This window comes from Serratia sp. T13T92 (assembly GCF_047530105.1).
Taxonomy (GTDB): domain Bacteria; phylum Pseudomonadota; class Gammaproteobacteria; order Enterobacterales; family Enterobacteriaceae; genus Chania; species Chania fonticola.
Genome location: NZ_JBLJAK010000041.1, coordinates 1 through 23,681, shown reverse-complemented (window position 1 = coordinate 23,681; position 23,681 = coordinate 1). Strand labels below are relative to the sequence as shown.

Sequence of the window (23,681 nt, the reverse complement as noted above, 5' to 3'; positions counted from 1 at the left end):
GTCGTGGAGTGTACCAGAAAGCCGCGTAATACCCCACCTTGCAACGGCATCATCCGTGCGATGCGCGATGTGGTTCTTCGTTGCTATCGTCGTTCTCTTCCCCCGGTAGCGAGGCGATATCCTCGTCAGGCTCGGAGAGCAGCTCATCATCCTGTTGTTCCGATGCCTGCTGCGCCAAAAGCGGGTTGATGGGACGTTTAATTTCAACCCCAAGCGCGCGGAAGCCCTCAATGCGGCCGATAAGATTACCACGGCCTTCGCTCAGTTTATTCATCGCCTGGTGATAACTGCCCTGCGCCCTATCCAGGCTCTGCCCCAGGGCCGACATATCGTCTACGAACAGGCGCATCTTGTCATACAGCCGGGCGGCGCGATCGGCGATCCGCTGGGCGTTCTGGCTCTGGTGCTCATAGCGCCACAGGTTGGTAATGGTTCGCAGTGCCACCAGCAAGGTGGTTGGGCTGACCAGCATGATGTTATGTTGCAATGCCTCGCTAATCAGCTCCGGCTCACGATCGATGGCCAACAGGAAGGCCGGTTCCACCGGGATAAACATCAGCACATAATCCAGCGAACGCAGGCCAGGCAGCTGTTGATAATCCTTTCGGCCCAACACGCGAATGTGCCCGCGCAGCGAAGTGATATGTTCGGTCAACGCCGCTTCCCGTTCGAAGTCATCTTCACTGTTGAAATAACGCTCATAGGCCACCAGCGACATTTTGGCGTCGATCACCACGTCTTTACCCTGTGGCAAACGTACGATCACGTCTGGCTGCATACGGCTTTGGCTATCCAGCCGCACATTGACCTGCGTCTCATACTCATGTCCTTCGCGCAGACCAGAGGCTTCCAACACGCGGCTCAGCACCACTTCACCCCAGTTACCCTGCGTTTTGTTATCACCTTTTAGCGCTTTGGTCAGGTTGAGCGCCTCGCGAGCCATTTGCGCATTCAACTGTTGCAGATTACGGATTTCGTGCGTCAATGTATGGCGTTCGCGTGCTTCCTGGCCAAAGCTATCCTGCACCTGGCGGCGGAAACCGTCCAACTGCTCGCGTAACGGCAGCAACAGGCGATCCAGGCTTTGCTTATTTTGCTCATCCACCTTGCGGCCGCTGTTTTCGAAAATGCGGTTGGCCAGGTTCTCAAACTGGGTGGTCAAACGTTGTTCACTGCTGATCAACAGCCGCTGTTTCTCTTCTGCGGCCATCCGGGTCTCTTCCAGGCGGATCGTCACCTCACGCAGTTCGGCTTCCTGAGCGCTGTTGACTTCACGCTGTGCCCGTAGCTCCTGGTTCAGCAATTCACATTCATTGCGCCAATGGTTAAGCTGTTGCAGTCTCTCTTGCCCGGCGGCCAGTTGGCTGTGCAGGGTGCGCAGTTCCAGATCGTTTTGCCGTAGCAGTTGTTCGTGGCTTTGCAGCGTCTCTTGGCGGGAGGCCGTTTCAAGCTGTGCCTGCTGTAAAGACTGTTCCAGCAGACGCAGGTCGGTTTCATGTTGCGCACCGTGCTGCTGCGCACGCAGGCTGGCGATCAGCCACCCCAGTAGTAAACCTATCGCCACACCACCAATACCATAAATCAGACTGGTATCCACCCTGCCTCCTGTCATACATGCATGCGCTTGCGGCGCGTATTGCGCCCATTGCCTGTCACGTTAAAGGGAGCCTGTATGGATGTCCAGTCTGTTTTTATGTGGAAGTGAGCACGGTAACCAAGGCATTACCGTGCAGATAAGGCGGGTTAAAACAGTTTGAAGCGATATTCGGCGATAAACTCACCGGACAGTGAGTGGGAGAGCTGGGAATGCCCATCCACCAGTATCGGCGTTTTATTGCTGTTCTTATAAGACCAGCCCGGCCCGGCCATGGCGAATACCGTCAGGTTTTTCAGCTTGGGATGGGAGGGAGCCCAGCGGCCAAAGACGTTGATCTCACCGGTACGCACCGCGGCACCTTGATAGCTGAACTGGCCCACGTTGCCCGCCAGCCCGGCGGTAAACTCAGGCGTGATGCGGTATTCGGCCATGGTGGCCAGCATGGTTTCGCCATCGCGCATGTAGTCTTCACCGGCATAAGCCATGGAGGTAAAGGTACCGCGTGAGTTTTTGGACATATGTCGGGGATAGAAGCCAAGCTGACCGTCCCCCTTCGGTGCTCGCGTATGGGCGATGCCGACCTTGACGCTCCACAGCGGCTCCTGCCATTTGGCATCCAGCGCAAAATGGTTGGCGTTATGATCGAAGTTGCGCTTGCTCAGCGCCATCTGTTTGTACTCGTCCAGCGCCTGAGTGGTGTAAATCTGGCTGCCGAGGCTGAGTTTCTCATTGGCTTTGTACCCCACCCGCAAGATCTGGCGGCGTAAATAGTCCTGAGATTCCCCGTAGGCCAGTTGCCCATTGAATTGCTTATTCTCATAGCCCAGCTCAGCGCTGGCAAGATGGTTGATATAGCGGCCATCGTTGGTCTGCAAACGCAGGCTGTCTGGGGAGTTACGATCCATAGAACGTTCAACATACGCGCCGCGCAAAGAGAGCCCGGCACCGGACACGCCACCGGACCAACCCAGGTAAGTCGTAGGCGACAGGCGAGTGGAGGTGGAAATCACGCCGTAGTTACGCAATACCTGCCAGCCCGCCTGCGCATTCAGCGCCGCGCCGCCCACGTCGCCTTTCAGCTTGATATAGCGTTGGCCCACCTTGCTGTAGCCAGCAGCATTCTCTTTGCTGTTGCCGGGACCGTTGTTATATAGCACCCCACGAGTATTGAAGTAGTCACTGGCGCCCAGCTTTACCGCGCTATAGTAATCGAGATTAACGCCGATAAAGTCCGCCAGATAGCCGGACTGATAGCCCAGTGCCAGTCCTTGCCCCCAGGCGTTATGCACCTCTTTTGGGTTGGCGGCATCTTCCTTGAGGTACTTCCAGTAGTTTTTCAGCGACAGCTCAACATGGCTGTCGCTGAAAAAGGGCGAATTCAGGACGTCATCAACGCTGGCCTGGGCCACGGTGGAGAATAGCGAAATAGCGACCAGACAGCTTAAAGCAGAACGTTTCATTATTGTTATCCCCGAAAAAGGTATAGAAAATCCCTGCCGAGGCGATATGCTATCGCCTCAGATAATATCCCCGAGCCAAAAGGGTGTGTTATTTTTATTGGGTAATAATCAAGGTGCTTTATTTAGTAATGCTTTCCCTTTAGCGACATAAGTCATATCGCCAATATCGGTTACGGTATATTTTCCGTCTTTATAAGTCATCTTGACGACTGCCGCATTAGTCAGTGGCTTATTTTTGTTCGGGTTATCGGTCATATCAGAAATCATCATCTGCATCGATAGCCCGGAAGAGACCGCCAGGATGTTTTTATCCCCATTCTTTACGGCATTCTGCACCATGGTATGCAAGGCTTGTTGCATACGGGTTTTGACCTGCAGCGCGCTTTCCGCCTCTTGCTTATCATCGCTTTGCGTGATGGCATCCACCATCGGGATCAGGCTGATCTTGCCTTCGCCCATTTGCTTGAACATCTCGCCACCAGAGGCCAGGCCCAGCTTCTTGGCAGCAGCGTCGGCCATTTCTGCGTTAGCTCGCCCTTCAAAACCGCCGAAGAACATTTCGCGCAGGTCGGTCAGTTCCGTGACCTTGGCGTCTGACTTACCCATTTCCTTGAGGATCACCTGCATCGTTTCACGCTGGCGGCCAGCGTCGCTGGTGTAGAAGCTATCGAAAGGGATCCCCTTCAATCCGGCACCCAGATAGCGCGCGGTTTCGATCCCGGCCGGTGTCAGCGGTGAGTCAGCCCAGCCCTGCACGCGATCGTAGGTATTGAGCAGAGTTTTACCGTGGCGAGCAAAATAGATATCGACGCTGTCGCTTTGCGCGGCAGTTACGTTGAAGGCCGCAGCAGAGGAAACGGCAAGTACGGAGGCCAGTAACCAGGTTTTAATTTTCATTAATTTTTCCTTAGTGAACAAAATAACGTCTATAGGTTAATTTTTTTAATCATCGGCAGATCATTTGCCAAAATAAGGGCGAAAAAAAACCCAAACCCATGACATTGGTTCGTCAACGGGTTTGGGTTTTGCCTGTTTATTCACAGTAACAATCCACTTATTGGGAAAGTAACACTGTTAAAAAAATAAGGGAATTAAAAAGCGCCAGATAAGGATAAATTCGTGATCGAATTCTCACTGTGACGCTGAATAATTAAAATACGAGGTTATTGGCAAGGCGCCGGTTCATGCCATCCACTGGGTAAACCATTTGATACCAAAGGCGCCTGGTGCCAGGATGCCGAAGGCCCAGACCATTGCCGAGGCCACATTGGCAATCTGGAATGCGGTTTGTGGCATGGCGCAGATGCCCCCCACCAGCGGCACCACGGCGCGCAACGGTCCGAAGAAGCGCCCAAAGAAGATACCCAGCACGCCCCAGCGCTCAAAAAACGCATGACCACGCACCAACAGCTGTGGATTGCGTGACAGCGGCCACATATGAGCGACACGCCCCTGATAGTGATAACCGACCCAATAGGAGAGCCAGTCACCAAAGAAGGCACCAGCAGCGGCGGCAGCCCAAATCGGCCAGAAGGCAATGCCGCTCTCGCCAATCAACGCCCCCAGCCCCAGCAGAATAACCGTGGCAGGCAACAACAACGAGAGGAAGGCCAGCGACTCGCCAAACGCCAGGAAGAAGACGATCGGGATCGCCCAGGCTTCATGCTGGCGCACTGTTTCGCTAACCCAGTTAATCACGTCATTGAGGTTCATAGCCTGCTCCTTTTGAGAACGGATCCGGCCTCAAGGATACGCAGTACCCTACCTCACTGGCTAAACTCCGGTTAAACATGGCGCCGTTATTCCAGATAGAGCGCCTGCAACGTCTCGAGCTGGCTTTGCCCCAGCCCATATTCGGCCTCCAACCAACGGTTGGTGGAGCCATATTGCTCATGAATGCAACCCAACGCAGTCGCCAGGAACTCTTCACGTGCGCTGAGCACATAGGCAAACTGCGCCACCGAGGCGTCGTTCAGGCGGCTGGAGATCTGCTCCAGCATGTGTTCACGATAGCTCGCCAACGTAGTTTCCGTCAGCAGATAGTCTTCCATTACCGTAGCCTCATCCGCGCCCAGCGCCAGCAGCACCATTGCCGAACCAACGCCGGTACGGTCTTTGCCTACCGCACAGTGCTGCACAATCGCACCGCCTTCAGGCTGAGCCAGCAGTTGCGCCAGTTGGCGATAGGCGGCGTTATTGAACGGCAGGCGGCGGTACAGCTCCAGCATAAAGACCCGGGCATCAAACTTGGCCAGCGTTTCGTCGGTGAGTTTTTCAAGGTTGGCATTCACTTCGCTGCTGAGCGGATTGGCCGGCACGTGGTAATAGTCAGCTCCCGACCATAGCACGTCAGGTTTGGCCTGCACTTCGTCGAAGTCGCGGTAATCCAGCACCGAACGCATTGGCATCTGAGCCAGGTAGCTACAGTCGCTTTCACTCAAACGATCCAGAGCGCCGGAACGAAACAGCAGCCCGCGTTTAATACGGCGGCCATCGGCCACGCTGTTGCCGCCTAAATCGCGGAAGTTGATGCCACCGTCTAACGGCGCAAGTGAAGGATGGAGCAGGATCTGAGCGGTCATAAGACGTCCTTACATTGATTGTCTCGGGATATGCCGCCACATCAGCCAGCAATCGGTAAACACCAACAACAGAAGGCCAGCAGCATGACGCAGAGGGGGATAACCGTAACAGAAGGGGAAACGGGCCGTCAAACGGCCCGCTTTTAACGAGGATTTGGATTACAGCAGACGGCGAGCTGCCTCGACGACGATTTGCACCGCCTGGCTTTCGGTCTTCTTCATGGTTTCCGCATTCGGGATCTCTTGCTGGGTGCGGTTAACGATCACACCGGCAACCATTCCCGCACGCAGGCCCTGGCTGGCGCACATGGTCAGCAGGGTGGCGGATTCCATTTCATAGTTCATCACGCCCATTGACTGCCACTCTTCCATCGAGCCCTTAAAGCGGCTGACTACACGGCCGGAATAGGTGTCGTAACGCTCCTGGCCTGGGTAGAAGGTATCGGAAGAGGCGGTTACGCCGATATGCGTGGTAGCACCGCAGGCCTTGGCGGCTTCAACCAGCGCAGTGGTACAGGCAAAGTCCGCCACTGCCGGGAATTCCATTGGGGCAAAGTGCAAGCTGGCACCGTCGAGGCGCACAGCTGCAGTTGTCACCAGCACGTCGCCCACGTTGATATTGGCCTGAATGGCACCGGTCGTGCCGATACGCAGGAAGGTACGGATGCCCAGCTGAGCCAACTCTTCAACGGCAATAGAGGTAGACGGGCCACCGATACCGGTTGAGCACACGATCACTGCCTTGCCATCCAGCTCTGCACGCCAAGAGGTAAATTCGCGATGGGAAGCCAGGTGAACCGGGTTTTCCATCAGCTTGGCAATTTTCTCAACACGCTGCGGATCGCCAGGGACGATGGCCAATGTAGCGCCTTGCAGATCGTTTTTAGTGAGACCGAGGTGGAAAACGTCAGACTGAGACATGGGAGACTCCTCATGGATACGGTTTTTGGGAGGAACAAACAGAGATTCTACTGACAATCGTCATTAAATTTCGTGATGATCATCACTTTGAATAAAGAAACAGAAATTCATCTACATTATTTTTGTGATTTAAATCACATAAAAAACCCTAGCACGCTTAATCTCCACTCAGTTTATACCAATTTGCTACCTGAGCAGCCATTGCTATCCTGCGCGAAAATTCGCCATGCGGTGCTAATAAGCGCTAATCTGCCTATAGTTAACTGCCGCGCTTTTTCTCTAACGCATGGAGCCTGCAATCAATGAAAACAGAACAACAAATGACGTTAAAACAGGCCAAAGGGGGATTTACCCCGGCCGTCGCACCGTTGGCCACCTCAACCATTCTGACCGACGATCAGGATATTCATGTGGGGGAAACCACCATCCCTTCGCAGGGGGACGATCTGCCAGCCTATATCGCCAAACCGGCCCATCACCAAGGGCCGTTCCCAATTGTGCTGGTGGTGCAGGAAATCTTTGGCGTGCATGAACATATTCAGGATCTGTGCCGCCGCCTGGCGAAGCAGGGTTATCTGGCCATCGCTCCAGAACTCTATTTCCGCCAGGGCGATGCCAGAGAGTACAGCGAAATCAGCGAGCTGATGCAAAAGTTGGTCAGCAAGGTACCAGACAGCCAAGTATTGGCGGATCTGGATCACGCTGCGCACTGGGCAACGCGCCACGGCGGCGACGCCAGCAGGTTGGCGATCACCGGTTTCTGCTGGGGCGGCCGCATCACCTGGTTATATGCGGCGCATAATCCGCAGCTGAAAGCCGCAGTGGCCTGGTACGGCAAGCTAGTGGGGGAGAAAACCTTGAATTCGCCGAAGCATCCGGTTGATATCGCCACCGATCTTTCGGCGCCGGTGCTTGGGCTATACGGTGGCCAGGATGGCAGCATTCCGCAGGAAACGGTGGAAACCATGCGCAAGGCGATCCGTGCGGCCAATGCCGATGCGGAAATCGTGGTGTATCCAGAAGCGGGCCACGCTTTCCACGCTGATTACCGGCCAAGCTATAACGCGGAGGCTTCCGCCGACGGTTGGCAGCGCATGTTGGCCTGGTTCAGCCAGCATGGTGTGAAATAGATGGGCGCAGCATGCAGCGCCCCTACATGCCAAGTTGGGTGAGGAATATCAGCAGTTTCAGGGGCAGCAAGTGCCCCTGATGCTTGTCACCAATCTCCCCTCACCCCAACCCTCTCCCAATGTACAACCTGAGGATATCATGGGCTTTTGTGTAGGGAGAGGGAGCCAGTTCGGTGCTGCGTTCAGGTACAAGAGTTAATCTGTGGCAGGATTGATGTCGAGGACGAATACCCTAATCAAATAGAGGCACTTTCGGTCCCCTCTCCCTGTGGGAGAGGGTTAGGGTGAGGGGCGTCTTATCTTAGCTCAGTGACAAAGTGCCAAACGCACCGTGCCAATCGTGCTCGAACTTTTCTACCGCCGCCTGCACCGCCGGGGCGCTGATAAACTGCTCTGCGACATCAACCGGTAAGGTAATAGCTTCACAACCTGCCAACAAGCACTCCAGCGCCTGACGCGGAGTCTTGAAGCTGGCAGCCAGTACCTTGGCCTGCGGAGCGTGCAGTTCTAACAAGTGCTGTAACTCCTGTACGGTAGTAATGCCATTGCCACCCTGGGCATCCACGCGGTTGACGTAAGGTGCCACATACTTCGCCCCTGCCAAGGCAGAAAGCAGCCCCTGTGCTGCCCCATACACTGCCGTCCCCAGCGTTGGAACAGCCAAGCCTTGCAGGATTTTGATCGCGGCCAGCCCTTCACTCGTCACCGGTACTTTCACCACCACGCCAGGAACGCGCTGGTGAAGCATGACCGCCTCTTCAACCATCTGCTCGGCCGTGGTCGCCATCACCTGGGCAAACAATTTTCCTTCGCCACCGATGATATCGCGCAAAGCGGGCAGCACTTCCCATAGCGACGTGCGTGATGCCGCCACAATGCTCGGGTTAGTTGTTACCCCTTGCAACGGCAACACACGTGCCAGACGTTTCACCGCATTGATGTCGGCAGTATCCAGATAGAGTTCCATAATTGCTCCTCAAGGCTAAAAATGAAGGGCGCCGCAGCGCCCAAAAATGGATTACAGTTCAAGCTCTTGTTTCAGCAACGCTTCTACCTGTTGGGCAGACACTGCGTTCACCAGTGCGTCACGGAAACCTTCATGCATGATGCGCCGCGCCAGCTTGGAGAAAATACGCATATGCTGGTCCCCGGCGGCATGTTTATTAAGTGTCAGCATAATCACGAACTGCGCCTCTTCATCGCCCCAGACGACCGGCTGCGCCAGCTTGGCCACGCTGATGGTGGACTGTTCAATATGTTCAGATTTGGTATGCGGAATGGCAAAACCGAAGCCCAGCCCGGTGGAGAATACCGCCTCACGCGCCCACAAATCGGCGGCAAGATTACGTGGGTAACGGCAACGCCCGGCCAGCAGCAGGTTATCCGCCATCCCTTTGATAACCTCTTCTTTGCTGCGCCAATCGGCCCCCAGGGCAATGCATTCCGGCGTGATCAGCGGCGCATCACTTTGCTCCATGCGGAACTGGGCCAACAGGTGCTCCACTTCCAGCGACGTACGGCAGGCCATGGCCCGGTTGAGCAGTAAACGGCATTCGCGGCTATCCAACTTGGCCAGGCGGGTTTTGGTGGCGGCAATGGAAGGCGCGCTCATGCTGATTTCATCCAGCCCCATCCCTACCAGCAACGGCAGCACCGAACCTTTCGCCCCCAGCTCTCCACACAGGCCGATCCATTTACCGTGGCGGTGCACTTCCCGCACTGCATGATCCAACCCACGCAGGAACGCCGGGTTCAGGCTGTTGTAGTGTTTGATGACCTTGGCATTATCACGATCCACCGCCAGCAGGTACTGCGTCAGATCGTTGCTGCCGATACTAAAGAAGTCGATCTCCTCACAGCACTGGTCGATGATAAACAGCACCGAAGGCACTTCGAGCATGATGCCGAGCGGGATTTTTTCGTCGAACGGGATCTGCCCGGCACGCAGCGATTGCTTCACTTCGGCCAGTTGATCTTTCACCCACAGGATCTCTTCCATCGAGGAGATCATCGGGATCATGATCTTCAGCGGACCGTGTGCCGAAGCGCGCAGGATCGAGCGCAACTGGGTACGAAATAGCGGCAGAAACTCCTGATAGATACGCACCGCCCGGTAACCGAGGAACGGGTTGTTTTCGGCCGGGATATTTAGATAATCCACCGGCTTGTCACCGCCGATATCCATGGTACGCACGATGATCGTCTTGCCTGCTGCGGCTTCCACCGCCTGGCAGTAAATGTTGTAAAGCTCATCTTCGGAAGGTGCTGTCATGCGATCCATATACAGCATTTCGGTACGGAACAAACCCACTGCCTCTGCACCGTTGCTGAAAGCCGCCTCTGCTTCTACCGCGTGGGCGATATTGGCGGCAACTTCCATCCGCACGCCGTCAGCCGTACGCCCCGGTTGATCGAGATAGGCGCTTTGCTGGCTGCGGATCTGCTCGCTCAGCCACTGCTCCTGCTGATAGTAACGACGAACCGGCTCGCTGAGATCGCAGGCCACCAGCCCAAGATCGCCGTCGATCTGCACCGATTGATTCAAATACGGCAACATTGAGGCGGCATCGACGCCAACCAGGGTGGGAATGTTAAAGGAGCGCGCCAGGATCACCGTATGCGAGGTACTACCGCCGCTGCCCAGCAGCAGGCCTTTCAAATAACGCTTGTCCAGCTCCAGGAATTGGCTCGGGGTCAGCTCATCGGTGATGCAAATGCTGTCTACACTTAGCGCCTGCTGCGCCGGGAAGCACTGCTCGCCATAAATTTGCTGTAATAGCTGGAAGCTGACGTCACGAATATCCAGTTCGCGCTCGCGCAGATAGGCACTGGCAGACTGTGCCAGCTGCTGGCTGAAGTGGGCTGCGGTGGCCACAATGGCGGCGGCACAGCTTTCCCCTGCCAGCACGCCATCTAGCAGGTGTTGGCGGAATGCACCATCACGTAGCAATGAGCGATGGGCTTCCAGCACCGCCGTGGTGGTGCCGTTACCGCCCATCAGTTGCAGATCCAGCGCCTTGCCAAAGCGCGTCAACCCTTCGGCCAACTGCTGCTGCTCCTGTTCAACAGACTGCGTAGACGGCAACGTCAGGGCGTTTAAATCCACCCGCGCCAGATGCACCAGTTTGCCATTGGCGGTGCCTTGGTTGACGGAGCGAGCGCGTACCAGCGTTGGGTTCAGGTTTGCCAGAGACTGCGGGATAGGTTCCTGCTCTGCCTGGTCATTCACCTGTGGCAGCGCTTCGTCGCAATGCGGGAATTCATGTTGGATAAACTGGCTCAGGCGCTCAAACGCCGCCTGCTCATCTTCCCCTTCGATGGTGATGCGGCATTCATCACCCAGCAAAGTATCGGTACCAATCAGTGACAACACGCTTTTGCCGTCGCCACGCAGGCCGCTACGCGAGTTGTGCCATTCAAAGCGGGAACGGAAACCGTTGCACAGAGTTTCGATATGGCTGGCTGGGCGGGCATGCACCCCGTTGGGCAGCACGCAGGTAAACGTCACTATTTTCGCCATCACTCTTTCCTCATACCACAAGCAGCGGTGAACAACACCGGTTTGCCACAAGGATAAAAGCGCAGCGCGGCCCAGGGCTATCGGATAAAAATGTCAAACACTGGACAAATGTATCCTGACGGCATAAATGCGATGCCGCTCACAAAGCCCGTTTCCACAAGCCCGGTTTATTCTGTCGCACACTTTGAGTTAGATCGCACTTTTCTCCTGACAATACAAAAATCCAGTAAATGGCAATTTTATCCACTGTTGATAGTACCGCCAGATGCCTATTGTGATAGCCAACAACCTTTATCCATCAGGGGTCATTCCCCGGTGGTTTTATCTCAGAAGCACGCTGGTTGCGGCCAGGGAGTGAACGATGAAAGAGCTACTCAATATTCTAAGAAACACACGCCAGCACTTGATGACCGGCGTCTCCCATATGATCCCGTTTGTGGTCGCCGGCGGCATTTTGCTGGCCATCTCCGTGATGCTGTATGGCAAAGGGGCGGTACCCGACGCGGCGACCGATCCGAACCTGAAAAAACTGTTCGATATCGGCGTGGCCGGATTGACGTTGATGGTGCCTTTCCTGGCGGCCTATATCGGCTACTCCATCTCGGATCGCTCCGCGCTGGCTCCTTCTGCGATTGATTGGTGCCTGGGTGGGCGCATCCTTCGGGGCTGGTTTCTTCGGGGCGATCATCGCTGGCCTGCTGGGCGGCATTATTGTGTTCTATCTCAAGAAGATCCCGGTACCGAAGATCCTGCGCTCGGTGATGCCGATCTTCGTGATCCCAATCATCGGCACCCTGCTTACCGCAGGCATCATGATGTGGGGCCTGGGTGAACCGGTTGGTGCGCTGACCAACGGCCTGACCCACTGGCTGCAAGGTATGCAGCAGGGCAGCATCGTAGTGCTGGCCATCATCATGGGCCTGATGTTGGCGTTTGACATGGGCGGCCCGGTTAACAAGGTGGCCTACGCCTTTATGCTGATCTGCGTCGCTCAGGGCGTGTACTCGGTGGTCGCCATCGCGGCCGTTGCCATCGCCACCCCGCCGCTCGGCCTGGGATTCGCCACGCTGATTGGCCGCAAATACTACACCCCAGAAGAGCGCGAAGCGGGTAAAGCTGCACTGCTGATGGGCTGCGTCGGCGTTACCGAAGGGGCTATCCCGTTCGCCGCTGCCGATCCGCTGCGCGTGATCCCTTCCATCATGATTGGTTCTGCCTGCGCCGCCGTGACCGCTGCGTTGGTGGGTGCACAGTGCTACGCCGGTTGGGGTGGTCTGATTGTGCTGCCAGTAGTTGAAGGCAAGCTGGGCTACGTAGCCGCGCTGCTGGTGGGCATGGTGGTCACCGCCCTGCTGGTTAACCTGCTGAAAAGCTTTGCCGCCAAGAAACAGGCTACTAAAGTCGCCCAGGACGATCTGGACTTGGATTTCGAAATTAACTGAATAAATACGCCTGCAAGCTGCCACTAATCACAGTGCAGCTTGCAAGACACGCATACCATTTTGAGGAGTTTTCCATGACTATGATTATCGCTGTAACCGCTTGCCCATCTGGCGTTGCCCATACCTACATGGCTGCCGAAGCCATCGAACGTTCCGCCAAAGCCCAAGGCTGGCAGTGCAAGGTGGAAACCCAGGGCTCCATCGGCCTGGAAAACGAACTGACGGCCGAAGACGTGGCCGCCGCCGACGTGGTGATCCTGACCAAGGATATCGGCATCAAGTTTGAAGAACGTTTTAAAGGGAAAACCGTGGTGCGCGTGGCTATCAGCGACGCGGTAAAACGTGCCGATACCATCATGGAGAAAATTGCCGCCCACTTAGCGCAAAAGGCCTAACCGCACAGCCAGCCCGGCACACCGTGCCGGGTTTCCCCGCCCCCATTACCGCACAAAAGGAAAATGTGATGCTCTCCCGGATCGAACGTCTAAAAGCCGCCTTGTTCTCCGCCCCGCGCGAAATTTCACTCGAACGCGCACTACTCTATACCGCCAGCCACCGGCAGACCGAGGGAGAACCGACCATCATCCGCCGTGCCAAGGCAACCGCCTATATTCTCGATCACGTAGCGATCACCCTGCGGGAGGATGAGCTGATTGCCGGTAACCGTACGGTGAAGCCGCGTGCCGGGATCGTGTCGCCAGAGATGGACCCTTACTGGTTGCTGAAAGAGCTGGATGCTTTCCCTACTCGTCCACAGGATCGCTTTGCCATTTCCGAAGCGGACAAACAGGTGTACCGCGAACAGCTTTACCCCTACTGGGAAAAACGTTCGATGAAGGATTTCATCAACGGCCAGATGTCAGAGGAGGTTAAAACCGCCACCCAGACCCAGATTTTCAGCGTCAACCAGACGGACAAGGGCCAGGGGCATATCATCATCGATTACCCGCGCCTGCTGAATAACGGCCTGGATAATCTGCTAACCGAACTGCAAAGCCATGCCGAGCAGCAGCCAGACAACGCGTTCTACGCCGCAGCATTGTTGCTGTTACAAGCCTCACAGCGCCATATCCTGCGCTATACCAGCCTGGCACGCCAAATGGCGGAGCAATGCAGCGATGAGACTCGCCGCGCCGAGCTGCTGCGCATCGCCGAGATCTCAAGCCACAACGCCCACCACAAGCCGCAGGATTTCTACCAGGCGTGCCAGCTGTTCTGGTATATGAACATCATTTTGCAGTATGAATCCAACGCCAGCTCACTGTCGCTGGGCCGCTTCGATCAGTACATGCTGCCGTTTTATCAAGCCTCCCTCAATCAGGGGCAGGATCCGGCCTTCCTGAAGGAGTTGCTGGAAAGCCTGTGGGTGAAATGCAACGACATCGTGCTACTGCGCTCCACCTCCAGCGCACGTTATTTCGCGGGTTTCCCTACCGGCTACACCATCTTGCTGGGCGGCTTGACGGAAACCGGCCGCAGCGCGGTAAACGTGCTGTCGTTCCTGTGCCTGGATGCGTACCAGAATATCCGCCTGCCACAGCCGAACCTGGGCGTGCGGGTCAATGAGTTTATCGATCGGCCATTCCTGCTGAAAACCGCCGAAACCATCCGCCTCGGCACCGGTATTCCGCAAATCTTTAACGATGAAGTGGTGGTGCCAGCATTCCTGAACCGTGGTGTCTCACTGGAAGATGCGCGCGATTATGCGGTGGTGGGCTGTGTTGAGCTGTCGATCCCAGGGCGTACCTACGGCCTGCACGACATTGCCATGTTCAACCTGCTGAAAGTGATGGAGCTGACGCTGCTGGATAACGAAGGCAACGCTAGCCTCACCTATCCGCAATTGCTGGATCAAATTCGCGAAAAAATTCGCCATTACGTTCGGCTGATGGCCGAAGGCAGCAACATCTGCGATATCGGCCACCGCGACTGGGCACCGGTGCCGCTGCTGTCTTCCTTTATCGATGACTGCCTGCAACACGGCAAAGACATCACCGAAGGCGGCGCACGCTACAACTTCTCAGGGGTACAAGGCATCGGCATCGCCAACCTGAGCGATTCGCTGTTTGCCCTGAAAGGCCTGGTGTTCGATCAACAGCGCCTGAGCTTTGATGAACTGCTGGCCACGCTGAAGGCCAACTTCGCCACGCCGGAAGGGGAAAAGATCCGCGCACGGCTGATTAACCGCTTTGACAAATACGGCAATGATATCGACGAAGTTGACCTGATCAGCGCCGATCTGCTGCGATTTTACTGCAAAGAGGTGGAACAGTACCGTAACCCGCGTGGCGGCCAATTTACCCCCGGCTCTTATACCGTTTCTGCCCACGTGCCATTGGGTGCGGTGGTGGGTGCTACGCCAGACGGGCGCTATGCGGGGGAACAGTTGGCGGACGGCGGGCTATCACCAATGCTCGGCCAGGATGGCCAGGGGCCGACGGCAGTGCTGAAATCGGTGAGCAAGCTGGATAACTACCTGCTCTCCAACGGTACGCTGCTAAACGTGAAGTTCACCCCAAGCACGCTGGAAGGTCAGCAGGGGCTGAACAAGCTGGCTGATTTCCTCGGGGCCTTTACCAAGCTCAAGCTACAGCACGTGCAGTTCAACGTGGTGAATGCCGAAACGCTGAAGGAAGCGCAGGCCAGGCCACAGGACTTCGCCGGGCTGGTGGTGCGTGTTGCCGGCTATAGCGCATTCTTCGTGGAGCTGTCGAAGGAGATCCAGGATGACATCATCCGCCGTACAGCGCATCAACTGTAACCTGATCACGCCCGGGTTTTCCCGGGCAACACCCGCAGAGCCGCAGGCCCGGATCTTCAATATTCAGCGTTATTCGCTGAACGACGGCCACGGCATCCGCACCGTGGTGTTTTTCAAAGGCTGCCCACATAGCTGCCCTTGGTGTGCCAACCCGGAGTCGATGTCCGGTAAGATCCACCGCGTACGCCGCGAGGCCAAATGCCTGCGCTGCCAACCCTGCCTGAACGATGCACAGGAGTGCCCAAGCGGGGCGATGGAATTGATCGGGCAAAACATCACGCTCGATGCGCTGCTTCAGCAAATCCTGAAAGATGAGGTGTTTTATCGCACCTCCGGCGGCGGGGTAACGCTTTCCGGGGGCGAAGTGCTGATGCAGGCCGAGTTTGCCACCCAGCTGTTGCAGCGCTTGCGGGCGTTGGGCATCAATACCGCCGTCGAAACGGCCGGAGATGCCTCACAGGCCCAAGTGCTGGCCCTGGCAGAACACTGCGATCAGATCCTGTTCGATCTGAAAATCATGGATGCCGATTCCGCCAAACATCAGTTGAACATCAACCTGCCACGGGTACTGGCAAACTTTACTGCGCTGGTGCAGCGCGGAGTTAACCTGATCCCGCGTCTGCCGTTAATACCCGGCTACACTTTGAGCACGGAGAACATGGCACAGGTGCTGGTATTCCTGGCACCTTTTGGGCTACAAGAGATCCACCTATTGCCTTTTCATCAGTATGGCGAGGCGAAATATACCCTGCTGGGGCGCGAATATGCCATGCGCGGCGTAGCAGCCCCAACAGAGCAGCAAATCGCTCCCTTGCAGGCGATGGCGCAACAGGCGGGTTACCGGGTGATCATTGGCGGGTGAACAGAAGATAGAGAGGCAGGTATGACGATAAAACTCGTAGCGGTAACGGCCTGTATCAGCGGGGTCGCCCATACCTACATGGCTGCCGAGCGGCTGGAAAAACTGTGCGCGCAAGAGAAATGGCCGGTCAAAGTAGAAACCCAGGGTGCTCTGGGGATTGAAAACTCGCTGACGGCGGACGATCTGGCGCAAGCCGACGTGGTGCTGTTGATCAGCGACATCCTGCTGGCGGAAAGCGAGCGTTTTGAGCACCACCGCTGCGTGCAGATCGGCATCAACACCTTTCTGCGTACGCCGGAGAAGGCGCTCAGTGCGGTACGCAAGGCCGCCGCATCACCCCAGGAAACGCATATCCGCGTGGTTTAACTGCTGTGCCAGCCCCCCTCACCCTAACCCTCTCCCCAAGGAGAGGGAACCGATCGAGAGTGCTTGAAATTGCAGTGACTCACCTTGGATGGAAAGGGACGATCGAGTATCTCTGAAATTTTAGTGACTCACCTTGGATGAAGGGACGATCGCGTTTGCTGCTATGGCCTCTTTACTTGCAAAAGAGCAAGGGCCATCAGCTCCCTCTCCCTGTGGGAGAGGGTTGGGGTGAGGGGCACAGCTCACTGTGGTATTGGCCGCGATACTCCGACGGGGAACGCTCGGTGTTCTTGCGAAACAGGCGGCAGAAATAGTTGCTGTCGACAAATCCGCAGGCGTGCGCCACCTCTTTCACCTTCATGTCATAGCGTTTGAGCAGGTGCTTCGCCTGCTCCAGCCGCACGTGATTGAGATATTCGTTAAACCCAACACCACCGGCCTTCTGGAACAGATGAGAAAGGTAATTGGGCGAGATATAAAACGCCTGGGCCACCGACTCACGGGTGAGCGGCTCGCGATAATGTTCCTCCAGGTGGCCCCGCACCGCATCAAACAACGCTTGGCTGCGCGAGGCGGTTCTCACCGAGGTGCCAAACAGATCGAGCGCATGGCTCAGCAAGCCCTTTACCAGGAAACGTGCGGTGGGCTGATCGCTCTGATGCCAGGAGAGTTCGTTAAGCGCCTGCAACATGAATGACCCCACGCGCGGGCCACGGCGCGCCACGTTATCCTTACCCAGCGGCAGCGTATTTTCCCCGTCCCAACCCAGCAGGCTATAGCCCAGTTGCTGCTTGCCAAACAACAGGCTGAGCGTGGTCGTCGGTTGCTGCCAGTGCGGGCTGTTCCAGCCTTGCGCCGGAACAAACAGCACATCCCCCGGCAGCAAAATTTGTCGTTGCCGCGTTCCCTGGCTGCCTTCCCACTCCATTTCCTGTTCCCCGTCTACCACCAGTTCAAGGCGTGGAAAACCTACCTGATAAGCCAGCTCCGGTGCCGGATGTTGGTTACCGGCAAAATAAACCTGCCGGATCCCCTGCCCATCATCGAGCAGCGGAGCCAACACGGCCACCAGCGGGTGTTTCATCGGGAATAATCCTTCAAACCAAGTGAACAACGAGACTTGATAATAACCAATAGCGGCGAGGAAAACGCGGGAGTAGAACAAGAAAAGGGCGCCGAAGCGCCCTTGGTAAACGAGTTTGGATCAGACAACCTGGTCGCGCAGGCGCTGAGCCGCTAACACCATGTTGGCCAACGATTGGCGGGTTTCTGGCCAGCCACGGGTTTTCAGGCCGCAGTCCGGGTTCACCCACAGGCGTTCTGCCGGGATATTCTGTGCCGCTTTACGCAGCAGCGCTTCAATCCATTCTACGCTTGGCACGTTCGGCGAGTGGATGTCGTAAACGCCCGGCCCAATTTCATTTGGATAGTCGAACTCTTTGAACGCTTCCAGCAGATCCATATCGGAACGTGAGGTTTCGATGGTGATCACGTCAGCATCCAGCGCCGCGATAGAATCCATGATGTCGTTGAACTCGCAATAACACATGTGGGTGTGGATCTGGGTATCGTCCTGCGCCACGGCGGCGTTCAGTTTGAAGGCATCCACCGCCCAGTCGAGGTACGCAGCCCAATCGGACTGGCGCAGCGGCAGGCCTTCGCGCAGTGCAGGCTCGTCGATCTGGATGATGCCGATACCGGCCTTCTCCAAGTCTTCCACTTCGTCACGCAGTGCCAACGCAATCTGCTTGGCGATCACTTCGCGGGTCACATCTTCACGCGGGAAGGACCAGCAAAGAATGGTCACCGGGCCGGTCAACATGCCTTTTACCGGCTTGTCGGTCAGCGACTGGGCAAACTTGGCCCACTCTACGGTGATGGCTTCCGGGCGGCTGATATCGCCAATAATCACCGGTGGTTTCACGCAGCGGGAGCCGTAGCTCTGTACCCAACCGTTTTGGGTAAACACGAAGCCGTCCAGGTTTTCGCCGAAGTATTCCACCATGTCGTTGCGCTCGGCTTCGCCGTGCACCAGCACGTCCAGCCCCAGGCGTTCCTGTTCAGCAATGGCCTGCTTGATATGTTCGCCGATGCTGGTGCGGTAGTTGCTCCCATCCAGGCGGCCCTGCTTGAAGTCCAGGCGCAGGCCGCGAATTTCGGTGGTCTGCGGGAAGGATCCGATGGTGGTCGTTGGCCAGGCAGGCAGGTTGAAGCGATCGCGCTGAGCCTGGGCACGTTGTTCATAAGGGCGCTGACGTTCGCTGTCTTTGGCAGTGATGGCCGCCAGGCGTTGCTCAACCTGCGCATTATGCACACGGCTGGATTGGCGACGGGCGCGGATTGGTGCGCTGTAGGCATCCAGTTTGGCTTGTTTATCTGCCCCTGGCGCATTCAGAGCTGAGCTCAACAACGCCAGCTCGGCACATTTTTGCAGCGCAAAGGCGAACCAGCTTTTCACTTCTTCGTCCAGGCGGCTTTCCACGCTCAGATCGATCGGGCTGTGCAGCAGCGAGCACGAGGTGCCAATCCACAGTGGGCGGCTCCCTACCAGCGGTTGCAAGCGTTCAAACCAGCTGCTCACATCGGCACGCCAGACGTTACGGCCATTGATCACCCCCAGCGACAGCACCCACTCTTTCGGCAATGCGTTGTTCAGGACAGCGGCATCATCTTTGCCTGCGACCAGATCCACATGCAGGCCCTGCACTGGCAGTTCGCGGATGGTGTCGAGGTTATGGCCAATGCTATCGAAATAGGTGGTCAGCAGTAGTTTGACCTGGCCTTGCAGCGCGGCGTAAGCCGGTTTAAAGGCCTCCAACCACACTTTAGGCAATTCCAGCACCAGCGCAGGTTCGTCGATCTGTACCCACTCGATGCCGCGTTTGGCCAGCTCCGCCAGCACTTGCTGGTAGACCGGCAGGATATCGTTCAGCAGCGACAGGCGATCGAACTGCTCACCCTTCACCTTGCCCAGCCACAGATAGGTTACCGGGCCCAACAGCACCGGCTTGATTTTGTGGCCCAGCGCCAACGCTTCGTCAACTTCATCCAGCAGTTGGGTCCAGCCCAGTTTGAACTGCTGGCCTTTAGTAAACTCAGGCACCATGTAGTGATAGTTGGTGTTAAACCATTTGGTCATTTCCGCCGCCGCCGCAGGTTCACCGGTCGGTGCGCGGCCACGGCCAATACGGAACAGGGTATCGAGATCGATCGAGCCATCTTTATTTTGGTGACGCGCCGGGACGTTGCCCAGCTGCAGGCTGGTGGTCAGCACGTGGTCGTACCAGGCGAAATCGCCAACCGGCACCAAATCCACCCCGGCCTGCTGTTGTTGTTGCCAGTGGCGAGCGCGCAGCTCGCGGCCAACCGCCAACAGCTCTTCCTGTGTTGAATTACCTGCCCAGTAACTTTCCTGCGCTTTTTTCAGTTCACGACGCAGACCAACGCGTGGAAAACCCAGTGTGTGATTTAGAATTGTCATCGTCATATTTCCCATTTAGCCGTCCAGATGTTTACACATCCATAATCCGCAGGTACTGTATGATCCACAAGCGCAATATTTTCACTGTCACTGTGAAGGACTCTCATGATCGAACTGAAACACTTACGGACCCTACAGGCTCTGCGTAATACCGGCTCCCTGGCCGCCGCTGCCGCACAGCTTCATCAGACACAGTCTGCCCTTTCGCATCAGTTCAGCGATCTGGAACAGCGTCTGGGCTTTAAGCTGTTTGTTCGTAAAAGCCAGCCGCTGCGCTTTACCGCTCAGGGGGAGATCCTGCTACAGCTGGCAGAACAGGTATTGCCGCAGATCCAACAGGCGCTGCAGGCCTGCCACGAACCGCATCAAACCACGCTGCGCATCGCCATCGAATGCCACAGCTGTATTCAGTGGCTGACGCCGGCGTTGGACAACTTCCGCTCCTATTTCCCGCAGGTGGTGATGGATTTCAAATCCGGCGTGACGTTCGATCCGCAACCGGCCTTGCAGCAAGGAGAACTGGATCTGGTGCTGACCTCAGACATCCTGCCGCGCAGTGGGCTGCATTATTCGCCGATGTTCGACTTTGAAGTCCGGCTGATCCTGGCCCCCGATCACCCGTTGGCCAATAAGCCGCACATTGAACCGGCAGACCTGAGCGATGAAGTGCTGATGATCTACCCGGTGCAGCGCCAACGGCTGGATATCTGGCGTCATTTCCTGCAACCGGCAGGCGTCAGCCCGGCGCTGAAAAACGTCGATAACACGCTGTTATTGATTCAAATGGTGTCAGCCCGGATGGGGATCGCCGCGTTACCGCACTGGGTGGTGGAGAGTTTTGAGCGCCAGGGGCTGGTCGTCACCAAGACGCTCGGGGATGGCCTGTGGAGCCGCTTGTATGCCGCTACCCGCGACGGTGAGCAGCGCCAAACGGTCACCGAAGCCTTTATCCGCTCGGCACGTCAGCACGCCTGCGAGCATCTGCCGTTCGTGCGTGATGCCGCCCGGCCGATAGGCAGCCTGCCAGACACTAAATCCTTAGCGTCTTTAAGCTAGCGACCAGCCGCTTTCGGTGCGACCCAGCGGCGATGTACCCATAGCGAGGCGACAATCACCGAGCCACCGACAATAAAGCTGGCCCAGTGCGGCTGCTGATGCCAAACAGCAAAATTAACCAGCAGGCCCGCGGGCACATGCATATTGTTCATGATGCCCAACGTACCAGCATCCACCTGTGTCGCCCCGTAGTTCCACATAAAGTAGCCCAATCCGGAAGCCACCACGCCCAGCCAAACCAAAATGCCCCATTGCAGGTTGGTGGTTGGCAGTTGGTTCGGATTACCCCACAGGAACCAGGCGACCACCGCTACCGCCGCCGCGCCCAGATAGAACCAGGAAAATGCCGTATGCTGCGGCAACGGATGCACTTCCATCAGGCGTTTGTAACCCACCATGCCGATGGCGAAGCTGATATTCGCCGCCTGCACCAGCAGCAACCCCCACCAGAAGTGATCGCTCAATTGGTGGTAGCGGATAATCGCCGCCCCCAGCACGGCCAGCAACGCGCTGAACAGATAGCCCCAACGCAGACGGCGGCCGCTGATCAGATCGTAAATCAGCGTGATATACAGCGGCGTCAGCACCGTAAACAGCAGGAATTCCGACACGGTCAGATAGATAAAGGCACGGAAGCTGATCAGATACATGATGCCAAGCTGGAAGGCACCCACCAGCATATACAGCAGGATCACTTTCAGCTTGATATTGCGCCAGCGCAGGAACGGCAAAAACACCAGCGCCGCCAGCCCAACGCGCATCAGCACCGAGAACCAACTGTCGACATTGCCAGCCAGGTATTCGCCGATCAGGCTAAAAGAAAATGCCCATAAAATGGTGGTAATAACCAGAAGCAGCACGACAAGTTCACCCTAAAAGATCCGAAAGGGCGATTGTAGCGGAAGCAGAACAACAATGTGGCGCAAAGGAGGTTTACATGTGAGTATAAAATAAACTATCGAGCAATTTTGCCTGACTACGTTAGGCTTAAAACTGTGAGACAAACGGAGGTAGAATATGAGACGTCAACTTATTATGGCCACCCTGCTGTGGCTGCCTTGCCTGGCTACGGCGGAAAACGGCGTCACTACGCTTAGCCAGCAACAGCAGTTTCTTAACCAGCGCGACCAGCAGGCACAGCAAAAGCGCATGCTGGACAATCAGCAGATGGAGCAGCGCCAGCAGCAGGGTTATCCGCTCAAGGCCAACCAGCCCAAAATGCTGCCCTATAACGGCAATAACAACCCGATGCAGCCGCAGATGACCACTGGCAAGATGCTGCAAAACGGCAATCAGCCGGTTAATCCCTTTAACCAGACTGCTCCGGTAATACCACAGGCGCCGCTCCCGGCTACACCCTTACCCCCATAATGGTGAGGATTAACGGGGTGGTGATCGCCGCCAGCGCAGTGGACATCACCAGACTGGTGGCCGCCGGGCCAGTCAGCACATTAAATTGGCGTGACATCAGGTAGACGTTTACCCCCACGGCCATTGACCCCAGCAGTACCACCACGCGGGTCTCCATCGGGGGTAAATCCATTGACCAAGCCAGCAGCCAGACCACCATCGGCTGGACGATCAGCTTGAGGAAGCAGATGGCGCTGCTCAGTTGCCAGCCTTCGCTGATACGGTATTCCGCCAGCCCCATGCCGAGCACCACCAGCGACAGCGGAGCCGCCACCTGGCCCAGCATGCTGACCGGTTGATCGACAAACACCGGCAGCGGCAGGCCGGTCAGGCTGAACAACGTGCCAGACAGGATGCCGATAATCAGCGGGTTGGTCAGCACGCTGCGCGCCGTTTTGATAAAGCCTTGCAGCGTGGGGGAGCCATTCCGTGCCCATTCGATGGAGATGGTCACCAGCGTCCACAAAATCAGGCCGTTAAATACCAGCACCAGAGCCACCGATGGGATGGCCTCCTCTCCCAGCATCACCGTGGCGATCGGCAGGCCAAGCATGACGTTATTGGAGAAAATGCCGCCCAGAGCAAATACCGAACCCGAAACACCGTCCAGCTTGAAGATCCGCCGTGCGGCAATGCGGCCGATGACGAAGACGATCAGGCAACTGCCGAAGAAGGCGATCAGCAGGCGGGCATCCACCGCAGAACGCTGTGAGAAATCGCACATCATGCGAAACAGCATCGCGGGCAAGGCGAGGGAAAACACGAAACGGGTCAGGCCATCGGTGATGGTCGCTGGCCACTTTCCCCAGCGGATAAGGCCATATCCCAGCACGATTAGCACAAATAACGGCAAAGACAGCACTATCTGGTGCCACAGCGAAACAATAAAGGCAGGCATCGTATCCCTTCCGATGGCGCGGCGGCAACGGGCTGACGTCGCTATGTTCTGGTTTAGTCAAAGTGAATGGCCCCTCACCCTAACCCTCTCCCACAGGGCTGAGGAATCCCCAGAAAAAAATGAAAGGCACGATGAAGTGTGATCTACTGGTTGCGCTAACAAAACAGAAGAGACCTCATCGTGCCTTTACAAACA

At 56.5% G+C, this 23,681-nt stretch carries 19 protein-coding genes and 1 pseudogene; 8 read left to right on the top strand and 12 right to left on the bottom strand.

Going from position 1 to position 23,681, the window contains the following annotated elements:
- Positions 1–49 precede the first annotated feature (49 nt).
- The 6 genes from rmuC to udp all read right to left on the bottom strand — a co-directional run bounded on the left by rmuC (position 50) and on the right by udp (position 6,560).
- Positions 50–1,597, bottom strand: a complete 1,548-nt coding sequence (rmuC, locus tag ACMV5I_RS24115) for a DNA recombination protein RmuC (RefSeq protein WP_024485461.1) — start codon at positions 1,595–1,597, stop codon at positions 50–52.
- A gap of 146 nt (positions 1,598–1,743) precedes the next feature.
- Entirely contained in the window at positions 1,744–3,057 is a 1,314-nt protein-coding gene (locus tag ACMV5I_RS24110; protein WP_414825469.1) for an OprD family outer membrane porin, read from the bottom strand.
- A gap of 108 nt (positions 3,058–3,165) precedes the next feature.
- A complete protein-coding gene (locus tag ACMV5I_RS24105) occupies positions 3,166–3,948 on the bottom strand; it encodes a histidine phosphatase family protein (RefSeq protein ID WP_238393734.1) in 783 nt (260 codons plus the stop codon).
- A gap of 291 nt (positions 3,949–4,239) precedes the next feature.
- Positions 4,240–4,770 (bottom strand): DedA family protein, encoded by a 531-nt coding sequence (locus ACMV5I_RS24100; protein ID WP_024485458.1) that lies wholly within the window; start codon positions 4,768–4,770, stop codon positions 4,240–4,242.
- An 86-nt stretch (positions 4,771–4,856) separates the two neighbouring features.
- Positions 4,857–5,639 (bottom strand): tyrosine-protein phosphatase, encoded by a 783-nt coding sequence (locus tag ACMV5I_RS24095; RefSeq protein ID WP_202671684.1) that lies wholly within the window; start codon positions 5,637–5,639, stop codon positions 4,857–4,859.
- A gap of 159 nt (positions 5,640–5,798) precedes the next feature.
- On the bottom strand, positions 5,799–6,560 hold the full coding sequence (gene udp / locus ACMV5I_RS24090; RefSeq protein WP_024485456.1) for a uridine phosphorylase: 762 nt from the start codon (positions 6,558–6,560) through the stop codon (positions 5,799–5,801).
- A gap of 302 nt (positions 6,561–6,862) precedes the next feature.
- On the opposite strand from udp, the gene ACMV5I_RS24085 reads away from it, so the two are divergent.
- Positions 6,863–7,690 (top strand): dienelactone hydrolase family protein, encoded by an 828-nt coding sequence (locus ACMV5I_RS24085; RefSeq protein WP_024485455.1) that lies wholly within the window; start codon positions 6,863–6,865, stop codon positions 7,688–7,690.
- 301 nt (positions 7,691–7,991) lie between these two features.
- On the opposite strand, the gene fsa is transcribed toward ACMV5I_RS24085, so the two are convergent.
- Together fsa and ptsP are read right to left on the bottom strand one after the other, a co-directional pair.
- Entirely contained in the window at positions 7,992–8,657 is a 666-nt protein-coding gene (gene fsa / locus ACMV5I_RS24080) for a fructose-6-phosphate aldolase (protein ID WP_414825468.1), read from the bottom strand.
- Between the two features lie 51 nt (positions 8,658–8,708).
- Positions 8,709–11,210: a phosphoenolpyruvate--protein phosphotransferase gene (gene ptsP / locus ACMV5I_RS24075; protein WP_414825467.1), complete on the bottom strand. Its 2,502-nt coding sequence runs from the start codon at positions 11,208–11,210 to the stop codon at positions 8,709–8,711.
- A gap of 361 nt (positions 11,211–11,571) precedes the next feature.
- Between ptsP and ACMV5I_RS24070 the strand changes: the two are divergent.
- The 5 genes and pseudogenes from ACMV5I_RS24070 to ACMV5I_RS24050 all read left to right on the top strand — a co-directional run bounded on the left by ACMV5I_RS24070 (position 11,572) and on the right by ACMV5I_RS24050 (position 16,641).
- Positions 11,572–12,652 (top strand): annotated as a pseudogene (locus ACMV5I_RS24070) (PTS fructose transporter subunit EIIC).
- A 74-nt stretch (positions 12,653–12,726) separates the two neighbouring features.
- Entirely contained in the window at positions 12,727–13,047 is a 321-nt protein-coding gene (locus ACMV5I_RS24065; RefSeq protein WP_202671682.1) for a PTS fructose-like transporter subunit IIB, read from the top strand.
- Positions 13,048–13,115: 68 nt separating this feature from the next.
- Positions 13,116–15,413 (top strand): formate C-acetyltransferase, encoded by a 2,298-nt coding sequence (locus ACMV5I_RS24060; protein WP_414825466.1) that lies wholly within the window; start codon positions 13,116–13,118, stop codon positions 15,411–15,413.
- Positions 15,379–16,275 carry a [formate-C-acetyltransferase]-activating enzyme gene (locus ACMV5I_RS24055; RefSeq protein ID WP_121608062.1) on the top strand — a complete coding sequence of 299 codons (897 nt, stop codon included), beginning with the start codon at positions 15,379–15,381 and terminating at the stop codon, positions 16,273–16,275. Before ACMV5I_RS24060 ends, ACMV5I_RS24055 begins: the two co-directional genes overlap by 35 nt.
- A gap of 21 nt (positions 16,276–16,296) precedes the next feature.
- Complete coding sequence (locus ACMV5I_RS24050) at positions 16,297–16,641, top strand: PTS fructose-like transporter subunit IIB (protein WP_021807973.1); 345 nt, start codon at positions 16,297–16,299, stop codon at positions 16,639–16,641.
- 196 nt (positions 16,642–16,837) lie between these two features.
- On the opposite strand, the gene ACMV5I_RS24045 is transcribed toward ACMV5I_RS24050, so the two are convergent.
- Complete coding sequence (locus ACMV5I_RS24045; RefSeq protein WP_202728074.1) at positions 16,838–17,725, bottom strand: AraC family transcriptional regulator; 888 nt, start codon at positions 17,723–17,725, stop codon at positions 16,838–16,840.
- A 120-nt stretch (positions 17,726–17,845) separates the two neighbouring features.
- A complete protein-coding gene (gene metE, locus ACMV5I_RS24040; protein WP_414825465.1) occupies positions 17,846–20,122 on the bottom strand; it encodes a 5-methyltetrahydropteroyltriglutamate--homocysteine S-methyltransferase in 2,277 nt (758 codons plus the stop codon).
- 105 nt (positions 20,123–20,227) lie between these two features.
- On the opposite strand from metE, the gene metR reads away from it, so the two are divergent.
- Complete coding sequence (gene metR / locus ACMV5I_RS24035; RefSeq protein ID WP_115160202.1) at positions 20,228–21,178, top strand: HTH-type transcriptional regulator MetR; 951 nt, start codon at positions 20,228–20,230, stop codon at positions 21,176–21,178.
- On the opposite strand, the gene ACMV5I_RS24030 is transcribed toward metR, so the two are convergent.
- Positions 21,175–22,038 (bottom strand): carboxylate/amino acid/amine transporter, encoded by an 864-nt coding sequence (locus tag ACMV5I_RS24030; RefSeq protein ID WP_414825464.1) that lies wholly within the window; start codon positions 22,036–22,038, stop codon positions 21,175–21,177. The two genes, metR and ACMV5I_RS24030, sit on opposite strands and share 4 nt — an antisense overlap.
- Before the next feature lie 157 nt (positions 22,039–22,195).
- On the opposite strand from ACMV5I_RS24030, the gene ACMV5I_RS24025 reads away from it, so the two are divergent.
- The gene (locus tag ACMV5I_RS24025) at positions 22,196–22,549 is read left to right on the top strand and encodes a hypothetical protein (RefSeq protein ID WP_414825463.1); all 354 of its coding nucleotides are present in this window, start codon (positions 22,196–22,198) and stop codon (positions 22,547–22,549) included.
- Here the strand turns inward: ACMV5I_RS24025 and ACMV5I_RS24020 are convergent.
- Positions 22,530–23,486 carry an AEC family transporter gene (locus ACMV5I_RS24020; protein ID WP_414825462.1) on the bottom strand — a complete coding sequence of 319 codons (957 nt, stop codon included), beginning with the start codon at positions 23,484–23,486 and terminating at the stop codon, positions 22,530–22,532. The two genes, ACMV5I_RS24025 and ACMV5I_RS24020, sit on opposite strands and share 20 nt — an antisense overlap.
- Between the last annotated feature and the right edge of the window lie 195 nt (positions 23,487–23,681).

Bases quoted from the DNA above. Each gene is read 5' to 3' on its own strand.
- ACMV5I_RS24065 (WP_202671682.1), top strand. From the start codon at position 12,727: ATGACTATGATTATCGCTGTAACCGCTTGCCCATCTGGCGTTGCCCAT.
- ACMV5I_RS24055 (WP_121608062.1), top strand. From the start codon at position 15,379: ATGACATCATCCGCCGTACAGCGCATCAACTGTAACCTGATCACGCCC.
- metE (WP_414825465.1), bottom strand. From the start codon at position 20,122: ATGACAATTCTAAATCACACACTGGGTTTTCCACGCGTTGGTCTGCGT.
- ACMV5I_RS24025 (WP_414825463.1), top strand. From the start codon at position 22,196: ATGAGACGTCAACTTATTATGGCCACCCTGCTGTGGCTGCCTTGCCTG.
- ACMV5I_RS24110 (WP_414825469.1), bottom strand. From the start codon at position 3,057: ATGAAACGTTCTGCTTTAAGCTGTCTGGTCGCTATTTCGCTATTCTCC.
- ACMV5I_RS24100 (WP_024485458.1), bottom strand. From the start codon at position 4,770: ATGAACCTCAATGACGTGATTAACTGGGTTAGCGAAACAGTGCGCCAG.
- ACMV5I_RS24050 (WP_021807973.1), top strand. From the start codon at position 16,297: ATGACGATAAAACTCGTAGCGGTAACGGCCTGTATCAGCGGGGTCGCC.
- metR (WP_115160202.1), top strand. From the start codon at position 20,228: ATGATCGAACTGAAACACTTACGGACCCTACAGGCTCTGCGTAATACC.
- ACMV5I_RS24060 (WP_414825466.1), top strand. From the start codon at position 13,116: ATGCTCTCCCGGATCGAACGTCTAAAAGCCGCCTTGTTCTCCGCCCCG.
- ptsP (WP_414825467.1), bottom strand. From the start codon at position 11,210: ATGGCGAAAATAGTGACGTTTACCTGCGTGCTGCCCAACGGGGTGCAT.
- ACMV5I_RS24085 (WP_024485455.1), top strand. From the start codon at position 6,863: ATGAAAACAGAACAACAAATGACGTTAAAACAGGCCAAAGGGGGATTT.
- ACMV5I_RS24045 (WP_202728074.1), bottom strand. From the start codon at position 17,725: ATGAAACACCCGCTGGTGGCCGTGTTGGCTCCGCTGCTCGATGATGGG.
- fsa (WP_414825468.1), bottom strand. From the start codon at position 8,657: ATGGAACTCTATCTGGATACTGCCGACATCAATGCGGTGAAACGTCTG.
- ACMV5I_RS24020 (WP_414825462.1), bottom strand. From the start codon at position 23,486: ATGCCTGCCTTTATTGTTTCGCTGTGGCACCAGATAGTGCTGTCTTTG.
- ACMV5I_RS24095 (WP_202671684.1), bottom strand. From the start codon at position 5,639: ATGACCGCTCAGATCCTGCTCCATCCTTCACTTGCGCCGTTAGACGGT.
- udp (WP_024485456.1), bottom strand. From the start codon at position 6,560: ATGTCTCAGTCTGACGTTTTCCACCTCGGTCTCACTAAAAACGATCTG.